18 protein-coding genes are annotated in these 19105 nt (G+C 61.8%); 15 read left to right on the top strand and 3 right to left on the bottom strand.

The genetic code is table 11. The features are described 5' to 3' along the window. Positions 1 to 405: 405 nt before the first annotated feature. The 5 genes from QM996_RS26065 to QM996_RS26045 all read left to right on the top strand — a co-directional run bounded on the left by QM996_RS26065 (position 406) and on the right by QM996_RS26045 (position 5487). Positions 406 to 1620: a septal ring lytic transglycosylase RlpA family protein gene (locus tag QM996_RS26065; RefSeq protein ID WP_334196807.1), complete on the top strand. Its 1215-nt coding sequence runs from the start codon at positions 406 to 408 to the stop codon at positions 1618 to 1620. An 86-nt stretch (positions 1621 to 1706) separates the two neighbouring features. Beyond that, a complete protein-coding gene (gene cysP, locus QM996_RS26060) occupies positions 1707 to 2693 on the top strand; it encodes a thiosulfate ABC transporter substrate-binding protein CysP (RefSeq protein ID WP_334196806.1) in 987 nt (328 codons plus the stop codon). A gap of 78 nt (positions 2694 to 2771) precedes the next feature. Beyond that, positions 2772 to 3593: a sulfate ABC transporter permease subunit CysT gene (gene cysT / locus QM996_RS26055; protein WP_334196805.1), complete on the top strand. Its 822-nt coding sequence runs from the start codon at positions 2772 to 2774 to the stop codon at positions 3591 to 3593. Positions 3594 to 3655: 62 nt separating this feature from the next. Then, positions 3656 to 4471 (top strand): sulfate ABC transporter permease subunit CysW, encoded by an 816-nt coding sequence (gene cysW / locus QM996_RS26050; RefSeq protein WP_334198677.1) that lies wholly within the window; start codon positions 3656 to 3658, stop codon positions 4469 to 4471. Next, positions 4468 to 5487 carry a sulfate/molybdate ABC transporter ATP-binding protein gene (locus QM996_RS26045; RefSeq protein ID WP_334196804.1) on the top strand — a complete coding sequence of 340 codons (1020 nt, stop codon included), beginning with the start codon at positions 4468 to 4470 and terminating at the stop codon, positions 5485 to 5487. Before cysW ends, QM996_RS26045 begins: the two co-directional genes overlap by 4 nt. Positions 5488 to 5683: 196 nt before the next feature. Here QM996_RS26045 and QM996_RS26040 read toward each other — a convergent pair whose 3' ends face one another. Beyond that, on the bottom strand, positions 5684 to 5953 hold the full coding sequence (locus tag QM996_RS26040; protein ID WP_334196803.1) for a hypothetical protein: 270 nt from the start codon (positions 5951 to 5953) through the stop codon (positions 5684 to 5686). A 694-nt stretch (positions 5954 to 6647) separates the two neighbouring features. Between QM996_RS26040 and QM996_RS26035 the strand changes: the two genes are divergently transcribed. After that, positions 6648 to 7448: a M55 family metallopeptidase gene (locus tag QM996_RS26035; protein ID WP_334196802.1), complete on the top strand. Its 801-nt coding sequence runs from the start codon at positions 6648 to 6650 to the stop codon at positions 7446 to 7448. On the opposite strand, the gene QM996_RS26030 is transcribed toward QM996_RS26035, so the two are convergent. Further along, positions 7449 to 8390 (bottom strand): LysR family transcriptional regulator, encoded by a 942-nt coding sequence (locus QM996_RS26030; RefSeq protein WP_334196801.1) that lies wholly within the window; start codon positions 8388 to 8390, stop codon positions 7449 to 7451. It lies immediately after the preceding gene. Between the two features lie 202 nt (positions 8391 to 8592). Here QM996_RS26030 and QM996_RS26025 point away from each other — a divergent pair, with 202 nt between their 5' ends. The 7 genes from QM996_RS26025 (at position 8593) to QM996_RS25995 (ending at position 16408) form a co-directional block, all read left to right on the top strand. Then, the gene (locus tag QM996_RS26025) at positions 8593 to 10218 is read left to right on the top strand and encodes an amidohydrolase (RefSeq protein ID WP_334196800.1); all 1626 of its coding nucleotides are present in this window, start codon (positions 8593 to 8595) and stop codon (positions 10216 to 10218) included. Positions 10219 to 10273: 55 nt separating this feature from the next. Then, positions 10274 to 11866: an ABC transporter substrate-binding protein gene (locus tag QM996_RS26020; RefSeq protein WP_334196799.1), complete on the top strand. Its 1593-nt coding sequence runs from the start codon at positions 10274 to 10276 to the stop codon at positions 11864 to 11866. Between the two features lie 84 nt (positions 11867 to 11950). Further along, positions 11951 to 12886 carry an ABC transporter permease gene (locus QM996_RS26015; RefSeq protein WP_334196798.1) on the top strand — a complete coding sequence of 312 codons (936 nt, stop codon included), beginning with the start codon at positions 11951 to 11953 and terminating at the stop codon, positions 12884 to 12886. 5 nt (positions 12887 to 12891) lie between these two features. Beyond that, entirely contained in the window at positions 12892 to 13713 is an 822-nt protein-coding gene (locus tag QM996_RS26010) for an ABC transporter permease (protein ID WP_334196797.1), read from the top strand. Further along, a complete protein-coding gene (locus QM996_RS26005) occupies positions 13710 to 14621 on the top strand; it encodes an ABC transporter ATP-binding protein (protein WP_334196796.1) in 912 nt (303 codons plus the stop codon). Before QM996_RS26010 ends, QM996_RS26005 begins: the two co-directional genes overlap by 4 nt. Next, on the top strand, positions 14618 to 15580 hold the full coding sequence (locus QM996_RS26000; RefSeq protein ID WP_334196795.1) for an ABC transporter ATP-binding protein: 963 nt from the start codon (positions 14618 to 14620) through the stop codon (positions 15578 to 15580). The genes QM996_RS26005 and QM996_RS26000 overlap by 4 nt, the downstream gene beginning before the upstream one ends. Positions 15581 to 15703: 123 nt before the next feature. Beyond that, the gene (locus QM996_RS25995; protein ID WP_500270396.1) at positions 15704 to 16408 is read left to right on the top strand and encodes a gamma-glutamyl-gamma-aminobutyrate hydrolase family protein; all 705 of its coding nucleotides are present in this window, start codon (positions 15704 to 15706) and stop codon (positions 16406 to 16408) included. 47 nt (positions 16409 to 16455) lie between these two features. Here the strand turns inward: QM996_RS25995 and QM996_RS25990 are convergent, their stop codons facing one another. After that, on the bottom strand, positions 16456 to 17775 hold the full coding sequence (locus QM996_RS25990) for an MFS transporter (protein WP_334196793.1): 1320 nt from the start codon (positions 17773 to 17775) through the stop codon (positions 16456 to 16458). On the opposite strand from QM996_RS25990, the gene QM996_RS25985 reads away from it, so the two are divergent. Then, entirely contained in the window at positions 17768 to 18166 is a 399-nt protein-coding gene (locus tag QM996_RS25985) for a hypothetical protein (protein WP_334196792.1), read from the top strand. The genes QM996_RS25990 and QM996_RS25985 overlap by 8 nt on opposite strands. Before the next feature lie 54 nt (positions 18167 to 18220). Beyond that, a complete protein-coding gene (locus QM996_RS25980) occupies positions 18221 to 19081 on the top strand; it encodes a LysR family transcriptional regulator (RefSeq protein ID WP_334196791.1) in 861 nt (286 codons plus the stop codon). Positions 19082 to 19105: the final 24 nt, after the last annotated feature.

The raw sequence follows: 19105 nt of genomic DNA, 5'->3' as shown, positions 1-19105 counted from the left end.
ACCGGCCGCCCCGTCAGAGGCCCAAGCCTGTTTCTTACAAGCGGTTGCAGGTGAAACGTACCAATCCCGTCAGCGGCGAACCAGTCTCACGCCTTGGCAGCCGCCTTTTGCGGTCGGGTGAAGGTGCAGTCGAATCCGAGGCTGGCATTCCCGGCAGCCATCAGGCAAAAGGACGGCGCAAAATTCGTGCGTCCCAATGGAACCTTCGCCATCAGACCCGATTTGGCGACTGTATCACGGATGGAGCGAATCAATGGCGCGCTCCCGGATTCGGCAATGCGTCGACGCATGCTTCGGCTGCCTTTCAGTCTGTCGCTCGATCTAGCTTCGAGCGTGTAATCAGCATGAACCTTCGTGTCGAGAAATCTCGCGGATGCGCGAAAGGCCGTCGCCAGCGTAGGAAAGATGGTTATCGATGTCGGTAAGGCCGTCAAAGGCGCGCGATGCCTGGCGATCGTAATGGTCTGCGCCTGCTGCGCCACCTGTACCGTCACACAAGCCCCGGACGGCTACCACATCAAAGGATATTCCGAGAAGATTGACAGCGTGGAGGTGAGCCCACGAGCCACCCGCAGCAAGCACCTTCGCAAGGGCGGTGGTCGCTACACTATCGGCAAGCCCTATCGGATGAAAGGCACTCGCTATTTTCCGAAGGAAGATCCAACCTACGATAAGAATGGAGTCGCCTCCTGGTACGGCTCGGCCTTTCGTGGGCGCTTGACCGCAAACGGTGAGGTTTATAACCCGGGTCACCTTTCCGCGGCGCACCCAACCCTTCCCTTGCCCAGCTATGTGCGGGTGACGAATCTCGACAACGGTTCTTCGCTCATCCTGCGCGTCAACGATCGCGGTCCGTTTCATCAGGGCCGTATCATCGACGTTTCCAGGAGGGCAGCGGAGATGCTGGACCTGAAACACCGTGGCACCGCCCCGGTTCGGGTACAGTATATGGGCCGCGCCCGCTTGGACGGACATGATGCGCCCTACCTCATGGCCTCCTACGTCAGAAAGCGCGATCACTTCCCCGACATTCATCGCAACCTCCCGAACGGAACTGGTGTGATGGTGGCCTCGATGAAGTCTGCGGGCGACCATTTGCAGAGGTATAGCCGATCGCTCTGGTCTGCAAAGACAGACCTCGTCGGCAATAGGCTGAGCCCCTCCTACGGGGCAGGAATCGACGTCGTATCTGCGTTCCAGACATCCGCGCAATTCGTGATGTTCGTCGAGATCGGCCACGTGAGCTTTGAGCGCCCGGCGAGCGGCGCCGCAAGGGTTCGCGATGTGGTGACGTTTGATGTCAAATATTGCCTGGACAAGGAGGAGAGCAGTCACGCTGTGCGCGACAAGTGCGGGGTTCTCCCGCTGCCGGCGGGCAATCGCAACGAGCGCCTGGTCGGCGTGATTTCCAGAAAGCACCCGCTCAGCGGCTACCGCTGGCGAGGGAAGCCATCATGTTCACGAAGCGCCGCGCGTCTTTCCAGGCGCACAAAAGGACGCGGTGCATGTGGACGGGTTCGGCGTATGCGGCCAGCCCAACGACGTGTCCGCGCAGACCCGTACAAGGCCAGGAGGCAAAAAACTCTGCGGATTGTGGCGAAAACTAGACGGAATTTCTAAGGCGTTGCACAACCAAGGTGCTCGGTCCCTCGCCCTGCAACACGCATGCCGATAGGTTCTCAGAGAAAACAACACCGGAGAATTGCATGAAACGCCTCCTCATTCTCGGCGCTACTCTTGCCGCGCACTTCGTGACTCCTGCGCTGGCCGAGGAGCCCACGAAGCTCCTCAACGCCTCCTACGACGTTTCGCGAGAGCTTTTCGTTGCCGAGAACGAGGCGTTCATCAAGCAGCATCCGGGCGTGACAATCGACCAGTCGCACGCGGGCACCTCGAAGCAGGCCCGCTCGATCCTCGAAGGTCTTGAGGCCGACGTCGTTACCTTCAACCAGACCACCGACATCGAGTTCCTGGCCAAGAACGGGTTCGTGGCCAAGGACTGGGTCAAGGCTTTCCCGAACAATGCCTCGCCGTTCTATTCTTTCCCGTCATTCCTGGTGCGTACCGGCAATCCGAAGAATATCAAGGACTGGAGCGATCTGGCGCGTGACGATGTTCATGCCGTCTTCCCCAATCCGAAGACTTCCGGCAACGCCCGCTACACCTATCTCGCCGCTTACGCCTGGGCCAAGGAGGCCTACGAGGGCGACGAAGAGAAGATCGAGGCCTACATCACCAAGATCTTCGACAACGTCCCGGTCTTCGACACAGGCGGCCGCGCCTCCACGACGACCTTTGTCGAACGCGAGACCGGCGATGTCTTGATCACGTTTGAGGCCGAGACCCGCAGCATCGTCAAGCAGTACGGTGCCGACAAGGTCGAGAGCGTCATCCCATCGGTTAGCCTGCTCGCCGAATTCCCCGTCGCCGTCGTCGAAAAGGTCGCTGAGAAGCACGGCACCGAAGCCCTGTCCAAGACCTATCTCGATTTCCTCTACACCGAAGAAGGCCAGCGCATTGCCGCTGAATTCGGCCACCGCGTCCGCAACGAGAAGGTGGCCGGCGCGTTCAAGGATCAGTTTCCGGCAATCCGCCTGGTGAACGTCGACGACGTCTTTGGCGGATGGAGCAAGATCCAGACCGAACACTTCGCCTCCGGCGGCGTTCTGGACAAGCTCTACGGCAGCCGCTAAGCGCCACTCGATTTCGCCTTCAGCCAGCCCGGCAGACGAACCGTTTGCCGGGTTTCACCGTGACAAGGAAATGACCGTTTGAGACGCAATGTCCTGCCCGGATTACACCTGTCGCTGGGTGTGACGCTGCTCTATGTGAGCTTGATCGTCGTCCTGCCGCTGGCAGCACTCGTGTTCAAGGCGGCGAGCCTCGGCCCTACCGACTACTGGCAGATCGTCTCGTCGTCGCGGGCTCTCGCGAGCTATCGCGTCACAGTGCTCGCCGCGCTTGCCGCGACCGTCTTCAATCTCTTTTTTGGCCTGGCGCTCGCCTGGGCTCTGGTGCGTTATCGCTTTCCAGGAAGGCGTATCGTTGACGCGATGGTCGATCTGCCGTTTGCGTTGCCCACCGCAGTCGCCGGGATTTCGCTGACGGCTCTTTTCACGACGAACGGCTTTTTCGGCTCGATCCTCGGCAACTTCGGCATCAAGGTTGCCTACACTCCGCTCGGCATCATGATCGCAATGTGCTTCACATCGCTTCCCTTCATCGTGCGCACGGTGCAGCCGGTACTAGAAGATCTCGACCCGTCGCTGGAAGAGGCGGCCCAGTCGCTTGGCGGCTCGGATTGGGCGATCTTCCGCAAGGTCATTCTACCGCTCCTCACGCCAGCGCTTCTGGCGGGCGTGTCGCTCTCCTTCGCCCGTTGCCTCGGCGAATTCGGTGCGATCATCTTCATCGCCGGCAACCAGCCGATGTCGACCGAAATTACCGCCCTGCTGATCTTCATTCGGCTGGAGGAATACGACTATCAGGCCGCTGCCGCGATCGCCTCCGTCCTGTTGTTTGCAGCCTTCTTGATGCTCGGCGTCACGAATTGGCTGCAGGCAAGAGCGCTGCGCTACACGCTGAGGACCTGACCGTGAGAAAAAGAACCGGCCGCACCCCGCCACGCGTCGGCGACGGACCATGCTTCCGTCGTATGCTGATCGGCATCGTCCTTGTCGTCGGTGCCTTCCTCATCCTCGCACCCCTCTTGATCATTGGCGTCGAAGCCTTTGCCAAGGGGTGGCAGGTTTATCGCGACACGATCCTTCATCCCGACACCCGGCACGCGATCATGCTGACCGTGCTCGCCGCGCTCGTTGCCGTTCCGGTCAATACCGCCTTCGGTATCGCCGCGGCCTGGGCCATCACCAAATTCGACTTCCGCGGCAAAGCCTTCCTACTGGTCGTCATCGAAATCCCGTTCTCGGTCTCGCCGATTGTTGCGGGTGTCGCCTACCTCTTCGTCTACGGGCTGCAAGGCATATTTGGCCCGACGCTCGACGCGCACGGCATCAAGATCCTTTTCGCCGTTCCCGGCATCATCCTGGCCTCGATGTTCGTCACAGCGCCGTTCGTCGCTCGCGAACTCATTCCGCTCATGCAGGCCCAGGGCAGAGATCTCGAAGAGGCCGCGACTTCGCTCGGGGCATCCGGCTGGCGCACCTTCTTCTCCGTTACTTTGCCAAACATCAAATGGGCGCTGCTTTATGGCGTCGTCCTTTGCAATGCTCGCGTCATGGGCGAGTTCGGCGCGGTGTCGGTCGTTTCGGGGAATATCCGCGGCCAAACCAACACGCTGCCGCTTCATATCGAGCTGCTCTACCACGACTACCAGGCGGCCGGCGCCTTCGCGTCCGCGTCCATTCTGGCGCTGATCGCCGTCTTCACCATCATTGCCAAGGTGGCGCTGGAGCGCCGTGGGGCGGGCCGTGTCCGTCCGGCAGTCAATCCTGCGGAGAAAGCATCATGAAGATCCGCCTTGATCACGTCGTCAAGATTTTCGAAACCTTTCGCGCCGTCAAGGACGTCTCCCTGGAGGTCGAAAGCGGCGAACTCGTTGCGCTGCTCGGGCCCTCCGGTTCCGGCAAGACGACCATCCTGCGCATGGTTGCAGGCCTCGAATTCGCCGATAGCGGCCACATCTATTTCGGCGATCAGGATGCGACCGACATCCCGGTGCGCGACCGCGGCGTGGGCTTCGTGTTCCAGCATTATGCGCTTTTCCCACATATGACCGTTGCGGAAAACATTGCCTTCGGCATGGACGTGTCGAAGGTGAAACGCGAGAAGGCCGCGATCCATGCGCGGGTGACGGAGCTCTTGCGGCTGGTACGCCTCGAAGGGCTGGGTGACCGGTTTCCGGCGCAGATCTCCGGAGGACAGCGTCAACGTGTGGCGCTTGCCCGTGCGCTCGCGGTCGATCCAAAAGTTCTTCTCCTCGATGAACCTTTTGGCGCGCTTGACGCCAACGTCCGGCGCGAGCTTCGCCGTTGGCTGCGCGAGATCCACACCACGCTCGGCATCACGACGCTTTTCGTCACCCATGACCAGGAAGAGGCTCTCGACCTCGCCGATCGCGTCGTGATCTTGAAGGATGGCCAGATCGTCCAACAGGGAACGCCGCAGGCGGTCTGCCGCGACCCCAAGTCGGCATTTGTCATGAAATTTCTGGGCGATGCCAACATGCTCGCCGCCGACGTGCGCGACGGCAAGGCCTATGCCGACGGCGCGGTGATCGACGCGGCGGGTCTGGCAGATGGCAAGGCTGAACTCTACGCCCGCCCGGGTGACCTTGACTGGGCGCCGCAAGGGGCAGGCATCGCGGCCACGATCAGTCGGGTCATGGACCGGCCGGGCGGTCGCCGGGTGATTGCGACCACCCAGGAGGGCGTGCATCTGGAACTCGACCTGGAACCGGAACGCGCCGTGACATCCGGCGACAATGGTTTCGTTACGCTGCGCCGTGCCAAGGTCTTTGCCGCCTAGACGCTGAGATTGCACGATTCTGACGGTTCGAGCCTGCATGCAGCACTTTGGCGACGGCAACTGCGTGATGGATATCCGGTTCCGGCTGCTGATCGCGATTGGGCAACGTAACCGGCACCCCTGATAGAGGGCGGGCGCGGATGGGGGACGTTGTGCCGAGCGGTATTTTTCGGCACGTCCGGGACTATCGAGGCAGTTACAGAGCTCCCGGCTTGAGCGGCTGCTCTGTCAGCCGCGTCAGCAGCGCTACCACTTCGGCCTGCAGATCCAGACAGGTTTGCTGATGCTGCGATACTTGCTTCTCGCGGCGTGGCAGTTCCCGCAAAAGATTGTCGAGTGCCATCGACTCGCGGGCATAGGCCTCGAACAGATCGTTGAGTTCACGGTTCTTTGTGACGCGCAGAAGTTCGCGATGCCGTGGAAGCACCAGCGCAAGGCGAGCCCGGCCGAGTTGTACCAAACCCATATCGTCCCATGTCCTTTGCTCTGACCTGTGGTCCTTTTGGTACCTGATCCAGGTCTTCTCCCGCCGTCCGGCGCGTGAAAGCACCGGAGAAACAGGAAACGCTGCAAGACGAGAACGGGTTCCCGACGATGGGCGGGCCGAGTCAAGCGCGAGGGGAAGTGTTGGCCGTCGATGGTCGCGTTGTCGAGGGACGACCGGGACACCCAGCATCCGGATCTTAGATCCAGTGGGCCGCTATGGGGCGAGGGCAACCCCTGTGGCGCAGGCCTCCGGGCCTCGGAGATCACGCGCTCTGTGATCGATGTTTCTGGTGCGAATGCCGCGGGCGAGGCTTGCTGCCGCCGGTGACAGACGAAGGCGGTGTCGGCGAGAGTCCGACCGTCTGTCGACCGAGCATGGATGCCTATCTCCGGAGTGCGCAGATAGTAATTGAAATATAATGACTTAGGCGATTTTTGCATGGAGTTCTGCCCAAATTGAATTGGTCAGTGGAGGCAAGTTGTACCAATGTCCCGTGCCAACGACACGATGGCCAGCCAGAAGCGCCTCTCCGGTGACCCAAATCGACTTGGCCTCCCGCGCGGCCCCCGAGACCACGCCGGTTTTGACCGCGCTCTGCGTGGCCCCTGAGACGCCGACTCGAAACGGTCGCGTCGACCTTGCTCTTGCCGATTGACTGAAGGAGAACGCACCCATGAAGGTCTTCATTTCCGCCGACATCGAAGGCACTGCCGGCATCGCGCATTGGGACGAGGCCGAGCGCACCCACGCCGACTGGGCCGAATTCCGCGCCCTGATGACCGCCGAGGTGGTTGCTGCCTGCGAAGGTGCGCGCGCCGCCGGCGTAACCGAAGTGGTGGTGAAAGACGCCCATGACAGCGGCCGCAACCTCATTCTCGACCGCCTGCCGGACTACGTCCGCATCGTGCGCGGCTGGTCCGGTCATCCCGATGCCATGATGTTCGGCCTCGATGCCGGCTTCGCCGCGGCGATCTATACGGGCTATCACTCCAAGGCCGGCAGCGAGGACAATCCGCTCGCCCATACCTCCACCATGCGCATCTCGCGCCTGCTCCTCAATGGCGAGGTCGCCTCCGAGTTCACCGTCAACGCGCTCTGTGCGGCCGGCTACGGCGTGCCGTCGGTCTTCCTTGCCGGCGATGCGGGCATTTGTTCTGAGGCGCGGGCGATGGTGCCGGGGCTGAAAGCGGTGGAAACGCTGGAGGGCAAAGGTCGTTCCGCGACCTCGATCTCTCCGGCCTGGTCGCGCCGACTCATCCGCGAAGGCGCAGCGGAGGCGCTTTCCGGTGATTTCGCGCAGGTCCTGCCCAATAGGGCCGAGCGCTACGAGGTGGTGATCGAGTTCAACAATCCGACGGATGCCTATCGTGCCGGATGGTATCCCGGTGCCTATGCACACGGCCCCCGCGCAGTCGCCTTCAAGCACGCGGATTTTACGGAAATCCTGCGCGCACTCGTCTTCCTGAAAGCCTGATCAGACGGGCTCGCGTTCCAGCAGCAGCTTTGCCGTTTGCCAGAGGTCTTCGACCCTGCGGCTGCGTGTCGCGGCGTGACGGTAGAGACGTATTTCGAGGTCGAGATTCCAACCCGTATCCGCAGACGCAGGCACAAGGCCCCCGGTCTCGATCACATCGCGCGCGAGGCTCTCCGGTAGCCAGCAGACGCCCGCACCCGTTACCGCCATGTTCATCAGCCCGGCGCTGATCGTGTTCTCGTGCATCGTGCGGCGCCGGAAGGGCGGGCGGCGGAGCATGAGGCGCGACAGGGCGACACCGAAAAACGAGTTGAATCCGTAGCTCAGATAAGGAATGGCGAGCCGCGGCTGCGCGACGGCGCGGTCGAGAATATGCAGTCCTGGCTGTGTGCTCCCGGCCATGGAAACGTTTGCGGCGGCAAGCGGGATCAGCCGGTCATGCGCGATCGTCAGCGACGAGAATTGTCCGCGGTCGAGATGGAACGGCACCTCCGAATGGGCGTAGGTCAGGAAGAAATCCGCCTCGTCGCCGATAAGGGCGTCGAGATTGGCTTCGATACCGCCGCGGTCCGGCATCAGCGAGGTGCTGAAGGCGCCGCCGGCTCTTTCCAGGAGTTTGAGCCAGCGCGGGAAGATCGTTACCGTTAGCGTATGGAGCGCGGCGAAGCGGACGAGGCCTTCTTCGTGAGACGGCCGTAGCGACTCACGCGCCGCGTAAAAGGTTCGGATTGCCTCCTGCGCGATAGGGAGGAAATTGCGACCTGCCGGCGTCAGTTCCGCCGGCATGGTGGCCCTGCTGATCAGCGTTGCGCCGAGCCAAGCCTCGAGCTGTTTGATGCGGCGGCTGAAGGCCGGCTGAGTCACGTTGCGCAATTCCGCAGCGCGCGAAAAACTCCACGTATCGGCGAGCGTCACGAAGTCTTCCAGCCACTTGATCTCCATGCCCGTCTCCGTCGTGCGTTAGAGTTGTAGCGCATCATAAGTTGTTGGAATGAAATCGCTATGCCGATCTTGCATCGGCTTTTGCTAAAAGCGAATTGGCCAAACCCAATCAAACCTTTCACCTTGTGCCCAAGGCAAACAGCTCTGATTTCACGGCGGCGGAGGCTACGAAATCAGGCTGATAACAAAAGGGAGATTGTTAATGGCCTTCCAGCTTCACGCTGATCTTATTCTGCGCAATGGCCGAATCTGGCGGGGCAGGGAGGAGGGGATCAGCGAGGCTCTTGCCATCTGGCAAGGCAAGGTCCTGGCGACCGGCAGCGACGCTGATATGCTGAGCCTCAAGGGGCCGCACACCGAGGTCATCGACCTCGAAGGCCGTTTCGCCAGCCCCGGCCTCATCGACAACCACCTGCACCTCATCTCCACCGGCATCACTATGGGTTGGGTCGAAGCGACGCCCGCCTGCGCGCCGACGCTTGCCGTCTTGCTGGAGAAGCTTGCCGAACGCGCTGCTGCCACGCCGAAGGGCGGCTGGGTACGAGCGCGCGGCTATGATCAGGTCAAGCTCGATGTCGGCCGACATCCGACCCGCGAGGAGCTCGACCGCGCAGTGCCGGATCATCCCGTGCTGCTGACCCGCGCCTGCGGCCATGTCGCCATTGCGAATTCGCTGGCACTGAGGCTGGCCGATGTTACCGAGGCGACGCCGGTACCGGAGGGCGGCGTGATTGGCACCACTGACGGACGTCTCAATGGCTTCCTCGCCGAAAACGCGCAGAACCTCATCAAGGCCGCCATGCCCGAGGTGACGACGGAGGAGTTGATCGACGGCATCGAGCGGGCAGGCCGCTATCTTCTCTCGCTCGGCATCACCAGCTGCATGGATGCGGCGGTCGGCCAACTCGCCGGTTTTGCCGAAATTCAGGCCTATGAGATGGCCAAGCTTTCCGGCCGCCTGCCAGTGCGTGTCTGGTTGACGCTGCTCGGCGATCCCGGTGTCTCGATCGTAGAGGACTGTTGGCGTGCAGGGCTCATTTCAGGCGCGGGCGACGACATGCTGCGCGTTGGTGCTGTGAAGATCTTTCTCGATGGTTCAGCCGGCGGGCGCACCGCCTGGATGACGAAACCCTATCTGGGTGAGCCCGACAATATCGGCGTACAGATGCTGCCGGACGCCGACGTCGAGGCGATCGTCAAATCCTGCCACGACCGGGGCTATCAGATGGCCTGCCACGCCATCGGTGACGGCGCCATCGAGCAGCTTGTCACCGCCTATGAAAGGGCGCTTGCCGCCAATCCCGATCCGGACCGGCGTCATCGCATCGAGCATTGCGGCTTCTCGACGCCCGAGCAAGATCAGCGCATGAAGGCTGCCGGCATCCTTCCCGCTCCGCAAATGGCCTTCATCCACGACTTCGGCGACAGCTACGTCTCCGTGCTTGGCGAAGAGCGCGGCAAGGCTTCTTACCAGATCGGCACCTGGATGCGCATGGGCCTGAAGCCCTCAACCGGCTCGGATTCCCCGGTCTGCTCGCCCGATCCCTTCCCGAACCTGCACGCCATGATCACGCGCGAAACTGGCAAGGGTACCGTGATGGTGGAGGCGGAGAAGCTCACCCGCGAGGAGGCCTTGCAGGCCTATACGGAATACGGCGCCTATTCGCAAAAGGCCGAAGGCGTGAAGGGCCGGCTGGTCCCGGGCCAATGGGCCGACATCGCAGTCTTCGACAACGACCTGCTGGGGGCGCCGGCGGACACCATCCTCTCAGGCACGCGCTGCCTGATGACCCTGCTTGCAGGCCGCGTCGTGCATGACGCGCGCTGACGGCCTGCCGGACTGATCGACGCAAAGCCGAAAACGGCACGAGAGGGAGAACAGCATGCTGAAAAGATTGACACTGGCCGCAATGCTCAGCCTGGGCGTGGCTACCGGGGCGCTGGCCGCCGGCGAGCGCCATGGCGGCACGCTCGTCTTCACCGCACCCTATGGCTCGAGCTTTGCCACGCTCGACGTGCAGGCAAGCCCGAACACGCAGGAAGAATTCATCACCCAGGCGATCCACCGCGCGCTCTACAGCTGGGACTCGATCCAGAACAAGCCGGTGCTGGAATTGGCAAGCTCGGAAGACGTCTCTGCAGACGGCACGGTGCACACCTATCACCTGCGCGACAATGCCGTCTTCCACAACGGCAAGCCGCTGACGGCCGACGACATCATCTACAGCTACAAGCGCATCGCCAATCCGAAGAATGCCTTCCCGGGCGCCAGCTACATTGCCGTCATCAAGGGAGCGGAAGAATACATCGCCGGCAAGGCTGAGGATATCTCCGGCCTCAAGAAGATCGATGACCACACGCTGGAAATCACCTATACCGGACCGATCAATCCCGGCTTCCCGCTGATGCAGAACACGACGGTGATCTATCCGTCGAATGTCGAGGATGAATCGAGCTTCGCCAAGACCCCCGTCGGCCTCGGCGCCTTTGTCTTCAAGGAGCATGTGCCGGGTTCGCAGGTCGTCGTCGAGAAGTTCGACAAGTATTACGAAGAGGGCAAGCCCTACCTCGACCGCATCAATATCGTGTTGATGGCCGAAGACGCCGCCCGCGACGTCGCATTCCGCAACAAGGAAATCGACGTCTCCATCCTCGGGCCCACCCAGTACCAGGCCTATCAGGGCGACGATGCCTTGAAGAATCACCTGCTCGAAGTCGCCGAGGTCTATACGCGCAATATCGGCTTCAACCCCGCCTTCGAACCGTTCAAGGACAAGCGGGTACGTCAGGCGATCAACCACGCGATCAACGCGCCGCTGATCATCGAACGTCTCGTGAAGAACAAGGCATACCCCGCCTCCGGTTGGCTGCCGATTTCCTCGCCCGCATTCGACAAGGACAAGGTGCCCTATGCTTTTGATCCGGAAAAGGCGAAGGCCCTCCTGACAGAAGCCGGCTATGCCGACGGCTTCGAGTTCGAAGTGACGGCAAGCCCGAATGAAAGCTGGGGCGTGCCGATCGTTGAAGCTATCCTGCCGATGCTGAAAAAGGTGGGCATCACCGTAAAGCCGAAACCCGTCGAAAGCTCCGCGCTCGGCGACGCCGTGACGTCGAACAACTTCCAGGCCTTTATCTGGTCGAACCTCTCCGGTCCCGATCCGCTGAACGCGCTGCGGTGCTACTACTCCAAGACGCCGCAGTCGGCCTGCAACTACGCGAGCTATGCGAGCCCGGACTTCGACAAGCTCTATGAGGCGGCGCAGCAGGAACGCGACCCGGCCAAGCAGAACGACCTGCTGCGCCAGGCCAACAACATCGTGCAGGACGACGCGCCGGTCTGGTTCTTCAACTACAACAAGGCGGTCATGGCCTACCAGCCGTGGATCCACGGCCTTGTTCCGAACGCAACCGAACTGGCGGTCCAGCCCTACGACGAGGTTTGGATCGACGAAACGGCGCCGGATGGGCGCAAGTAAGGCCTGAGAGGTTCGGGGGGGTGGCTTCGGCCGCCCCGCACATCAGTTGTCGCACCCGTCCGGGTGGCCAAAATGGAACCGCTCATGCTTCGTTTTACCCTGCGCCGCATCCTGCAGGTCGTCCCGACGATCGTCGTGGTGGCGCTCCTTATCTTCGTCATCTTCTCCGTCGTCCCCGGCACCTTCGCGGCCAGCCTCTTTGCGGATGGCAAGCGCGCTGCCGATCCGCAAATGATTGCTCGCCTCAACGAAGAATTCGGGCTGAACAAGCCGCTCGTGGAGCGCTTCGTGACCTATGTCACGGATCTGGCGCAGTTCGACCTCGGCACCAGTTTCCGCACGCGCCAGCCCGTCAGCGACCTCATCAACGACCGCATGGGCGCCTCGCTGCAGCTTGCGGTCGCCGCCATGGTCTTTGCCATTGTCGTCGGTGTGCCGCTCGGCTTTCTCGCCGCGCTTAGGCCCGGTTCGATCCTCGATACGGTGACGATGGTCGGCGCGGTCTCGGGGCTCTCCATGCCGCAATTCTGGCTCGGCCTGTTGATGATGTATCTCTTCGCCCTGCAACTGAACTGGCTGCCCAGTTTCGGCTATGGCGACGGCTCGTTGCAGAACCTCATCCTGCCTGCCGTGACACTCGGCGTCACGCCGCTGGCGCTGCTTGCACGAACCACCCGGGCGGGCGTGCTCGACGTACTGAACGCCGATTTCATCCGCACCGCCCATTCCAAGGGCATGAGCGAGGTGAAGGTGGTGCGCTGGCACGTGGCCCGCAATGCGCTGGTGCTGATCGTCACGACGGTCGGCCTACAGTTCGGCTCGCTGATCGGGCAAGCCGTCGTCATCGAAAAGCTCTTCGCCTGGCCCGGCATCGGCTCGCTCCTGGTCGATAGCGTGGCGATCCGCGATATTCCCGTGGTGCAGGGCACGATCCTCGTCATCGTGCTTTGGTTCCTGATCATCAATACCGCCGTCGATCTGGTCTATGCCGCGATCGATCCGCGCATCAAGCAGGAGTGACTGGCGTGCGCCTCGGCTTCAATTTTTGGCTCGGTGCGATGCTGACAGCGCTGGTCATCCTCGCCGGTATCCTTGCCCATTGGATCGCACCCTTCGACCCGGTGCTCGATGCGGACCTGATGAATTCCGAACTACCGCCGGACGCCACCTTCTGGTTCGGTACGGACGGGCAGGGACGCGACGTCTATACTCGCATCCTCTACGGCGCGCAGATCTCGCTGACCGTCGGCATCGTTTCGCAGGTAATCAATTCCATCATCGGCGTCACACTCGGCATGACAGCCGGTTATTGGGGGGGCTGGTGGGACGACCTTGTGAACGGGATGACCAACGTCATGCTTGCCATCCCCTCGTTGATCTTCGCGCTCGCCGTGATGGCCGTGCTTGGTCCTGGCCTGCCGTCTCTCCTGATCGCGCTCGGCCTCACCAACTGGAGCTGGACCTGCCGTATCGCCCGGTCCTCGACGCTGTCATTGAAATCGCAGGGCTACGTGCAGGCGGCCCAGACGCTCGGCTATGGCGACTTGCGCATCATGTTCACGCAGATTCTACCCAATATGATGGGACCGATCCTCGTCATGGCGACGCTCGGCATGGGGTCGGCGGTGCTGTCAGAAGCCGCACTCTCCTTCCTCGGACTGGGCATCCAGCCGCCGTTTCCGAGCTGGGGCTCGATGCTGACCGATGCACGCCAACTCATCCAGCTCGCACCCTGGGCAGCACTCTTCCCCGGCCTTGCCATCTTCCTCTCGGTACTCGGCTTCAACCTACTCGGCGACGGCCTGCGCGACAGCCTCGACCCGCATATGAGGACGCGCAAGCCATGACCACGCCGCTTCTCGACATCAGGGATCTGCGCCTCGGCGTTTCGCTCGGCCGCTCCGCCCACCACCCGCTGCTCAAGGGCGTCTCCTTCCAGATCATGCCCGGCGAAGCCTATGGTCTCGTCGGCGAATCCGGCTCCGGAAAATCGGTCACATCGCTCGCCGTCATGGGCCTCTTGAAAAGGCCGCTCGCTGTTTCCGGCGGCGAGATAGTGTTCAAGGGGCAGAACCTGCTGGCGCTGCCGAAGCGCGAGATGCGGCGCCTGCGCGGCAACCGCATCGCCATGATCTTCCAGGAGCCGATGACCGCGCTGAATCCGCTTTCGACCGTGGGCCGGCAGATCGCCGAAATGTTCGTGCTGCACCAGGGGAAAAGCTGGGCGGAAGCTGAGAAGCTCGCCGTCGAGGCGCTCGGGAATGTTCGCGTGCCGAACCCCGATCGCCGCTCGAAGAACTATCCGCATCAGATGTCCGGCGGCTTGCGCCAGCGCGTGATGATCGCCATGGCGCTCGCCTGCAGCCCGGATCTGCTCATCGCCGACGAGCCGACGACGGCGCTCGACGTCACCGTCCAGGCCGAGGTGCTGCGCCTCATCAAGGAGCTCTGCGCGGCGCGTGGCACGGCTGTCCTCTTCATCAGCCACGATCTCGGCGTCATCGCCAGCATCTGCCAGCGCGTCGGTGTGATGTATTCGGGCTGCCTCGTCGAAGAGAACGAGACGCGGGCGCTCTTCGAAAGTCCGCGGCATGAATATACCCGCGGCCTGCTCGGCGCCCTGCCGCGCCTTGGTAGCCGCAGCGAACACGGGCGGCAGCGGCTCGTCGACATCGACAGCATCATCGCCGATCGCTCGAAGCTGACCGAGAGCCGCTTCATCGCGCCGCGCGAACTCGAAGGGAGCCAGCCATGACCGCCCCGCTGCTGCAGGTGGACGATCTGCACGTTCGGTTCCCCATTTCCGGCGGCGGCCTGCTCGGCGCCGGGTGGCGCACGCTTCACGCCGTCAACGGCATCAGCTTCGAACTCGCCAAGGGCGAATGCCTGTCGATCGTCGGCGAATCGGGCTGCGGCAAATCGACGACAGCGCTATCCATCCTCGGCCTTCAGGAACCGACCGCAGGCATGATCCGCTATCGCGGTCAGCCGCTCTCCGGCCCCGGCGCCCCGGGCCGGATGGAGAGGGCAAAGGCGGTGCAGATGGTGTTCCAGGATCCCTATGCCTCGCTCAACCCACGCCAGTCCGTGCGCAGTTCGCTGGCCGCGCCGCTGCGCCTGCACGGCATTACCGCCACCTCGGAAATCGAGGGCCGCATCGAGGCGATGCTGAAGAATGTTGGTTTGACGCCTGAACAGGCGGGGCGCTATCCGCACGAATTCTCCGGCGGCCAGCGCCAACGCATCGGCATTGCCCGCGCGCTGATCCTCGAACCTGAGATCGTCGTGCTCGACGAGCCGGTCTCTGCCCTCGATGTGTCGATCCGCGCGCAGATCATCAACCTCCTGCTCGACCTTCAGGAAAAGCTCGGTCTCTCCTATCTGATGATCAGCCACGACCTCAGCGTGGTCGAGCATATGAGCGACCGGGTGCTGGTCATGTATTTCGGCGAAATCGTGGAAGAGGGCGGTTGGCGCGAGATTTTTGAAGCCCCCACCCATCCCTATACGCAGCGGTTGATCGCCGCCATTCCCGATCCGGATGCGGCGCTGAGCCCAGCGGCAAAGCAGGAGCGTTTTGCCGCCATGCCGCAGCTTGCCGGCCGCCGCTTCGTTTCCGACGGCAGCACCGCGCCGGATGTCTTTACGGCCCCCGCACGATCCGAATTGATCGAAATCGCCGGGAACCATAGGGTCCGGATGGCTTTGGCCTAGCCAGTGGAGTGCGGTCGGTAAACTCCCGTTCGAAGGTAGAGGCGGCGTCGGTCTAAAAACGATTATCCGCGTGATCCGGATGGGATAAATATGCGTAGAACTTCCAGAATTCAGGATGAACCAATGAACCGCATGCCGAAGATCGCCGTGATCATGGACGAAAACACCAGCTCAGGGGGCGGACGCTATGATACTTCGAAGAATTACTTCTCTGCGCTCCGCCGCGCGGGCGCCTTCGCCTTCGGTGTTCCGTACATCCCTGACATGGTCGGCCAGGTCATCGAGGAGTTCGACGGGTTCCTGAGCGTCGGCGGCCGTATCAACTTTCCGAAGGATTGGTACGTCGAAGGGGACCAATCCCAGTACCCGCCCTCGGATCGTCTTGCCGTCGATATGGCATTGATGGAAGGGTTTCTTGCGCGTGACAAGCCTGTGCTGGGCATCTGCAATGGCATGCAAATGCTTGGATGCCTCAACGGCTGCCGGATGGTTTCGGATGTCCATTCTTCGTGGCCGGAAGCCCTCATTCACGACCAGGGAAATGTGTCACATGAGGTGCGCGTCGTCGCCGGCACGAGAATGGCCGATATTTTCGGCGCCGAAACGTTCGCCGTAAACACGTTTCATCGAGAGGCCATTGTGGAGGTATCCAGCAACGTAAAGGTGACGGCTCGAGCACCGGATGGAGTCGTCGAGGCGATCGAGATCGGCGCGCAGTCTTTTGCCATGGGCCTTCAATGGCACCCGGAATTGCTGGATGCCGAAAGCCATCCGGGCGCCCGCGCATTTGACGCATTCGTGGAAGCCGCAAGCCGTCGATCCCGTTGAGCGGGATAATCCAAATCCGATCGCGAAGGCAGCGCCCGTTCGCACGTTCAGCTGTTATGGCCGCTATAGCGTAGCAGTTCCGGGACGCGCAGAGCCAAGAGCGTGAGTGATACGGCCAACAGCGTGCCGCTGATCAGTGCCACATTGGCGATGCCGACGATTTCTGCCGCTGCGCCAAGCACCAGGCTCGAGACCGGCATCACGCCAATGGTCAATTCCTGAATGCCCATCACGCGCCCCTGCACGTGCGGTTCTGTCATCATCAGCATGAGCGTGGTCTGCAGGACACCGAACGGCGACGCCGACAATCCGATGAGCCCCATGAGAACAAACGAAAGAGGCATCGACGACGACAAGGCGAAGGTCGCCCAGAGACCGCCCCAGATCGCCGTACCAATCAGGAAGAGGCCGCCCTTGTAGCGGAAGTCTCCGAGACTGGCGATAACGAGAGCGCCGGCCAGACTGCCGGTGCCCGCGCATGCGAGGAGCCAGCCCAGCCCCGTTGGCGTCAGACCCAGATGCTCCTTGGCGATAACGGGCATGAAGCCCTGGTAGATCGGCCACAACAGGATATTGGCCAGGAACGTGACCCCCAAGACAGACCTGAGGAGAACGTTCTCGGAAATAGTACGAAAGCCTGCCGCCACAAGGCTCACAAGGCTCACGAGGTCTTCTTCTCGAACGGGTTGACGCCTGCTCTTCAGGTTCCGCATCGGCCAGAGCGCTATGAACGAAACGAGGTACCAGCCTGCCGAGATGGCGAGTGCCGATGCAGCGCCGAAGGCGACGATCATCGTTCCCCCAAGCGCCGGCCCGATCATCTGCGTCATGCTGAGGACAAGCGAGTTCAGAGCATTCGCGTTGCTGAGCCTCTCGCGATCGACGAGATCGGCGACCAGCGCGAAACGTGCCGGCTGGGAAGGGGATTGCGCCAGGCCAATGCAGAAGCCACCAAAGACCAGGCCCCAGAAGGATATCTTGTCCAGCGCGACGAGAAGCGCAATCGCGCTGAGCACCGTAAAGGCCCAGCCGGATGCGGCCAATAGCAGCCTGGGCCGGTCGAAGCGGTCCGAGACCACGCCCGCGAGAGGGCCGAGCATCATCGGTCCCAGTCTTGCCGCCGTGAACAGGGCGACGGAAAACTCCGAACGGGTGGTGTCAAACACCAGCCAGCCGAGCACGAGCGTCTGCGTCCACACGCCTGCGAAGAAGAAGAGATTGGATATCCAGAGCCGTCGATATCCTGGATAAAGGAGAAGAGACGACGCGATCCTGGCCAGGAAACCGGCGTGAGATGCGCATGAGGAGGAGGGCTCGCTTGGGATAGTGTCGCAACGCACTGCGCGTTCGAGTTCTTGCATGTCCATCGCACCTTTCCAGGCAGCCGTTCGCCTCGGGCCAAATCTCTTCGTCGAGGGGCAGTTGCTCGTTGCGGCGTCTGGGTGCCAATGCGATGTTCGCCGCTGCCGCATTGCGCAATTCGCGACCGAAGAGCGCGATATTGCCTCGTCTATAGGGAGGTTCTTGACTGTTCGGAAATTAAGAAAACCGATGGAAACCATTGCGTTAGCGAATGGAACGGGACCCGTTTCGAAGCTTCTCGGGTGGGCTCTGATGGAGCGTGGCCATCGTTTCGCGGTGAAAGCTGAACTTTTTCCTTTGCATGCAGATTGTATACAAGATAATAAATTCAATGCATTCAATCTTGGTGTTACGCGTGATCTGGATTGCCTGGGAATCGCACGGCGCGGCGATTGACTGAAGAGCCTTCATCCTCGCCCAGCAACCGGCTCCAGCGCCTTCGGGGGACGAATGAACCGTTATCCCATGTTCAATCCCCAGCTGTTGCTCAGCTTTGTCGCCATTTGCGAAAGCAACAGCTTCACCCGCGCTGCCGAGCGAGTAAACCTTTCCCAGTCGACAGTCAGCCAGCAAATTCGCCGGCTGGAGGAAATGCTCGGGAAAGCGCTTTTCGAGCGCTCATCGCATCTGGTGCAACTGACGGAAGAGGGCGTCAAGTTGCTGAGCTATGCACGGCGCATCATCGCCTTGAACGAAGAGGCGCATGATGCCTTGGCTGGTCCCTGGCGTGACGGCGTGCTCCGGTTGGGAATGCCTGAAGATTTCACGGTGCCGACGGTCGACTTGCTGGCGTCGTTCAATAGCCAGCACCCACACTTGCGATTGGATGTCACCAGCGGCCTGAGCGCGGATCTGCAACTTGCCTACCGGGAGGGAGAGCTCGATCTCATCCTCGTCAAGCAGCGCCGCAAGCAATTGCCGCGCGCCGCCAGACCCGAACCCCTGCTGTGGTTGGACAGCGTCGTGCGTCCGGCAATCGAACAATTGCCGGTGCCGCTGGCAGTGTTTCCGCTCAACGGCCTCTATCGCGAGGAACTGTGCCAGGCGCTCGACAGTCTCGGTATACGCTGGCGCATTAGTTACAGCAGCGCCAGTCTCGCGGCCCTCGCCGCCGCTTCCGCTGCCGGTCTTGGCGTCAGCCTGTTGCCTGCCAGCTGCAGGCTGCCTACCCATCGCGTGCTGGGTGCTGCCGAGCGCATGCCGCCTGTCGATGACTTTGAGCTGGCTCTCTTTTATCGCGACAACGCCAGTGCCGCCACGCTCGCGCTGGCGGAGCGCCTTATCGAGTATTGTGGCCTGAGGCGGTCTTAGACGGAAGGCGTCTCTCCCCTCTTG

The organism is Sinorhizobium chiapasense, assembly GCF_045277575.1.
Classification (GTDB): Bacteria; Pseudomonadota; Alphaproteobacteria; order Rhizobiales; family Rhizobiaceae; genus Ensifer; species Ensifer chiapasense_A.
Note: the sequence above shows the minus strand (reverse complement) of the source record. Positions and strands in the feature narration are given on the sequence as shown.

Excerpts from the sequence above, each read along its gene's own strand:
- QM996_RS26065 (WP_334196807.1), top strand. The coding sequence starts at position 406 with ATGGTTATCGATGTCGGTAAGGCCGTCAAAGGCGCGCGATGCCTGGCG.
- cysP (WP_334196806.1), top strand. The coding sequence starts at position 1,707 with ATGAAACGCCTCCTCATTCTCGGCGCTACTCTTGCCGCGCACTTCGTG.
- cysW (WP_334198677.1), top strand. The coding sequence starts at position 3,656 with ATGCTGATCGGCATCGTCCTTGTCGTCGGTGCCTTCCTCATCCTCGCA.
- QM996_RS26045 (WP_334196804.1), top strand. The coding sequence starts at position 4,468 with ATGAAGATCCGCCTTGATCACGTCGTCAAGATTTTCGAAACCTTTCGC.
- QM996_RS26040 (WP_334196803.1), bottom strand. The coding sequence starts at position 5,953 with ATGGGTTTGGTACAACTCGGCCGGGCTCGCCTTGCGCTGGTGCTTCCA.
- QM996_RS26035 (WP_334196802.1), top strand. The coding sequence starts at position 6,648 with ATGAAGGTCTTCATTTCCGCCGACATCGAAGGCACTGCCGGCATCGCG.
- QM996_RS26030 (WP_334196801.1), bottom strand. The coding sequence starts at position 8,390 with ATGGAGATCAAGTGGCTGGAAGACTTCGTGACGCTCGCCGATACGTGG.
- QM996_RS26025 (WP_334196800.1), top strand. The coding sequence starts at position 8,593 with ATGGCCTTCCAGCTTCACGCTGATCTTATTCTGCGCAATGGCCGAATC.
- QM996_RS26020 (WP_334196799.1), top strand. The coding sequence starts at position 10,274 with ATGCTGAAAAGATTGACACTGGCCGCAATGCTCAGCCTGGGCGTGGCT.
- QM996_RS26015 (WP_334196798.1), top strand. The coding sequence starts at position 11,951 with ATGCTTCGTTTTACCCTGCGCCGCATCCTGCAGGTCGTCCCGACGATC.
- QM996_RS26005 (WP_334196796.1), top strand. The coding sequence starts at position 13,710 with ATGACCACGCCGCTTCTCGACATCAGGGATCTGCGCCTCGGCGTTTCG.
- QM996_RS26000 (WP_334196795.1), top strand. The coding sequence starts at position 14,618 with ATGACCGCCCCGCTGCTGCAGGTGGACGATCTGCACGTTCGGTTCCCC.
- QM996_RS25995 (WP_500270396.1), top strand. The coding sequence starts at position 15,704 with ATGAACCGCATGCCGAAGATCGCCGTGATCATGGACGAAAACACCAGC.
- QM996_RS25985 (WP_334196792.1), top strand. The coding sequence starts at position 17,768 with ATGTCCATCGCACCTTTCCAGGCAGCCGTTCGCCTCGGGCCAAATCTC.
- QM996_RS25990 (WP_334196793.1), bottom strand. The coding sequence starts at position 17,775 with ATGGACATGCAAGAACTCGAACGCGCAGTGCGTTGCGACACTATCCCA.
- QM996_RS25980 (WP_334196791.1), top strand. The coding sequence starts at position 18,221 with ATGAACCGTTATCCCATGTTCAATCCCCAGCTGTTGCTCAGCTTTGTC.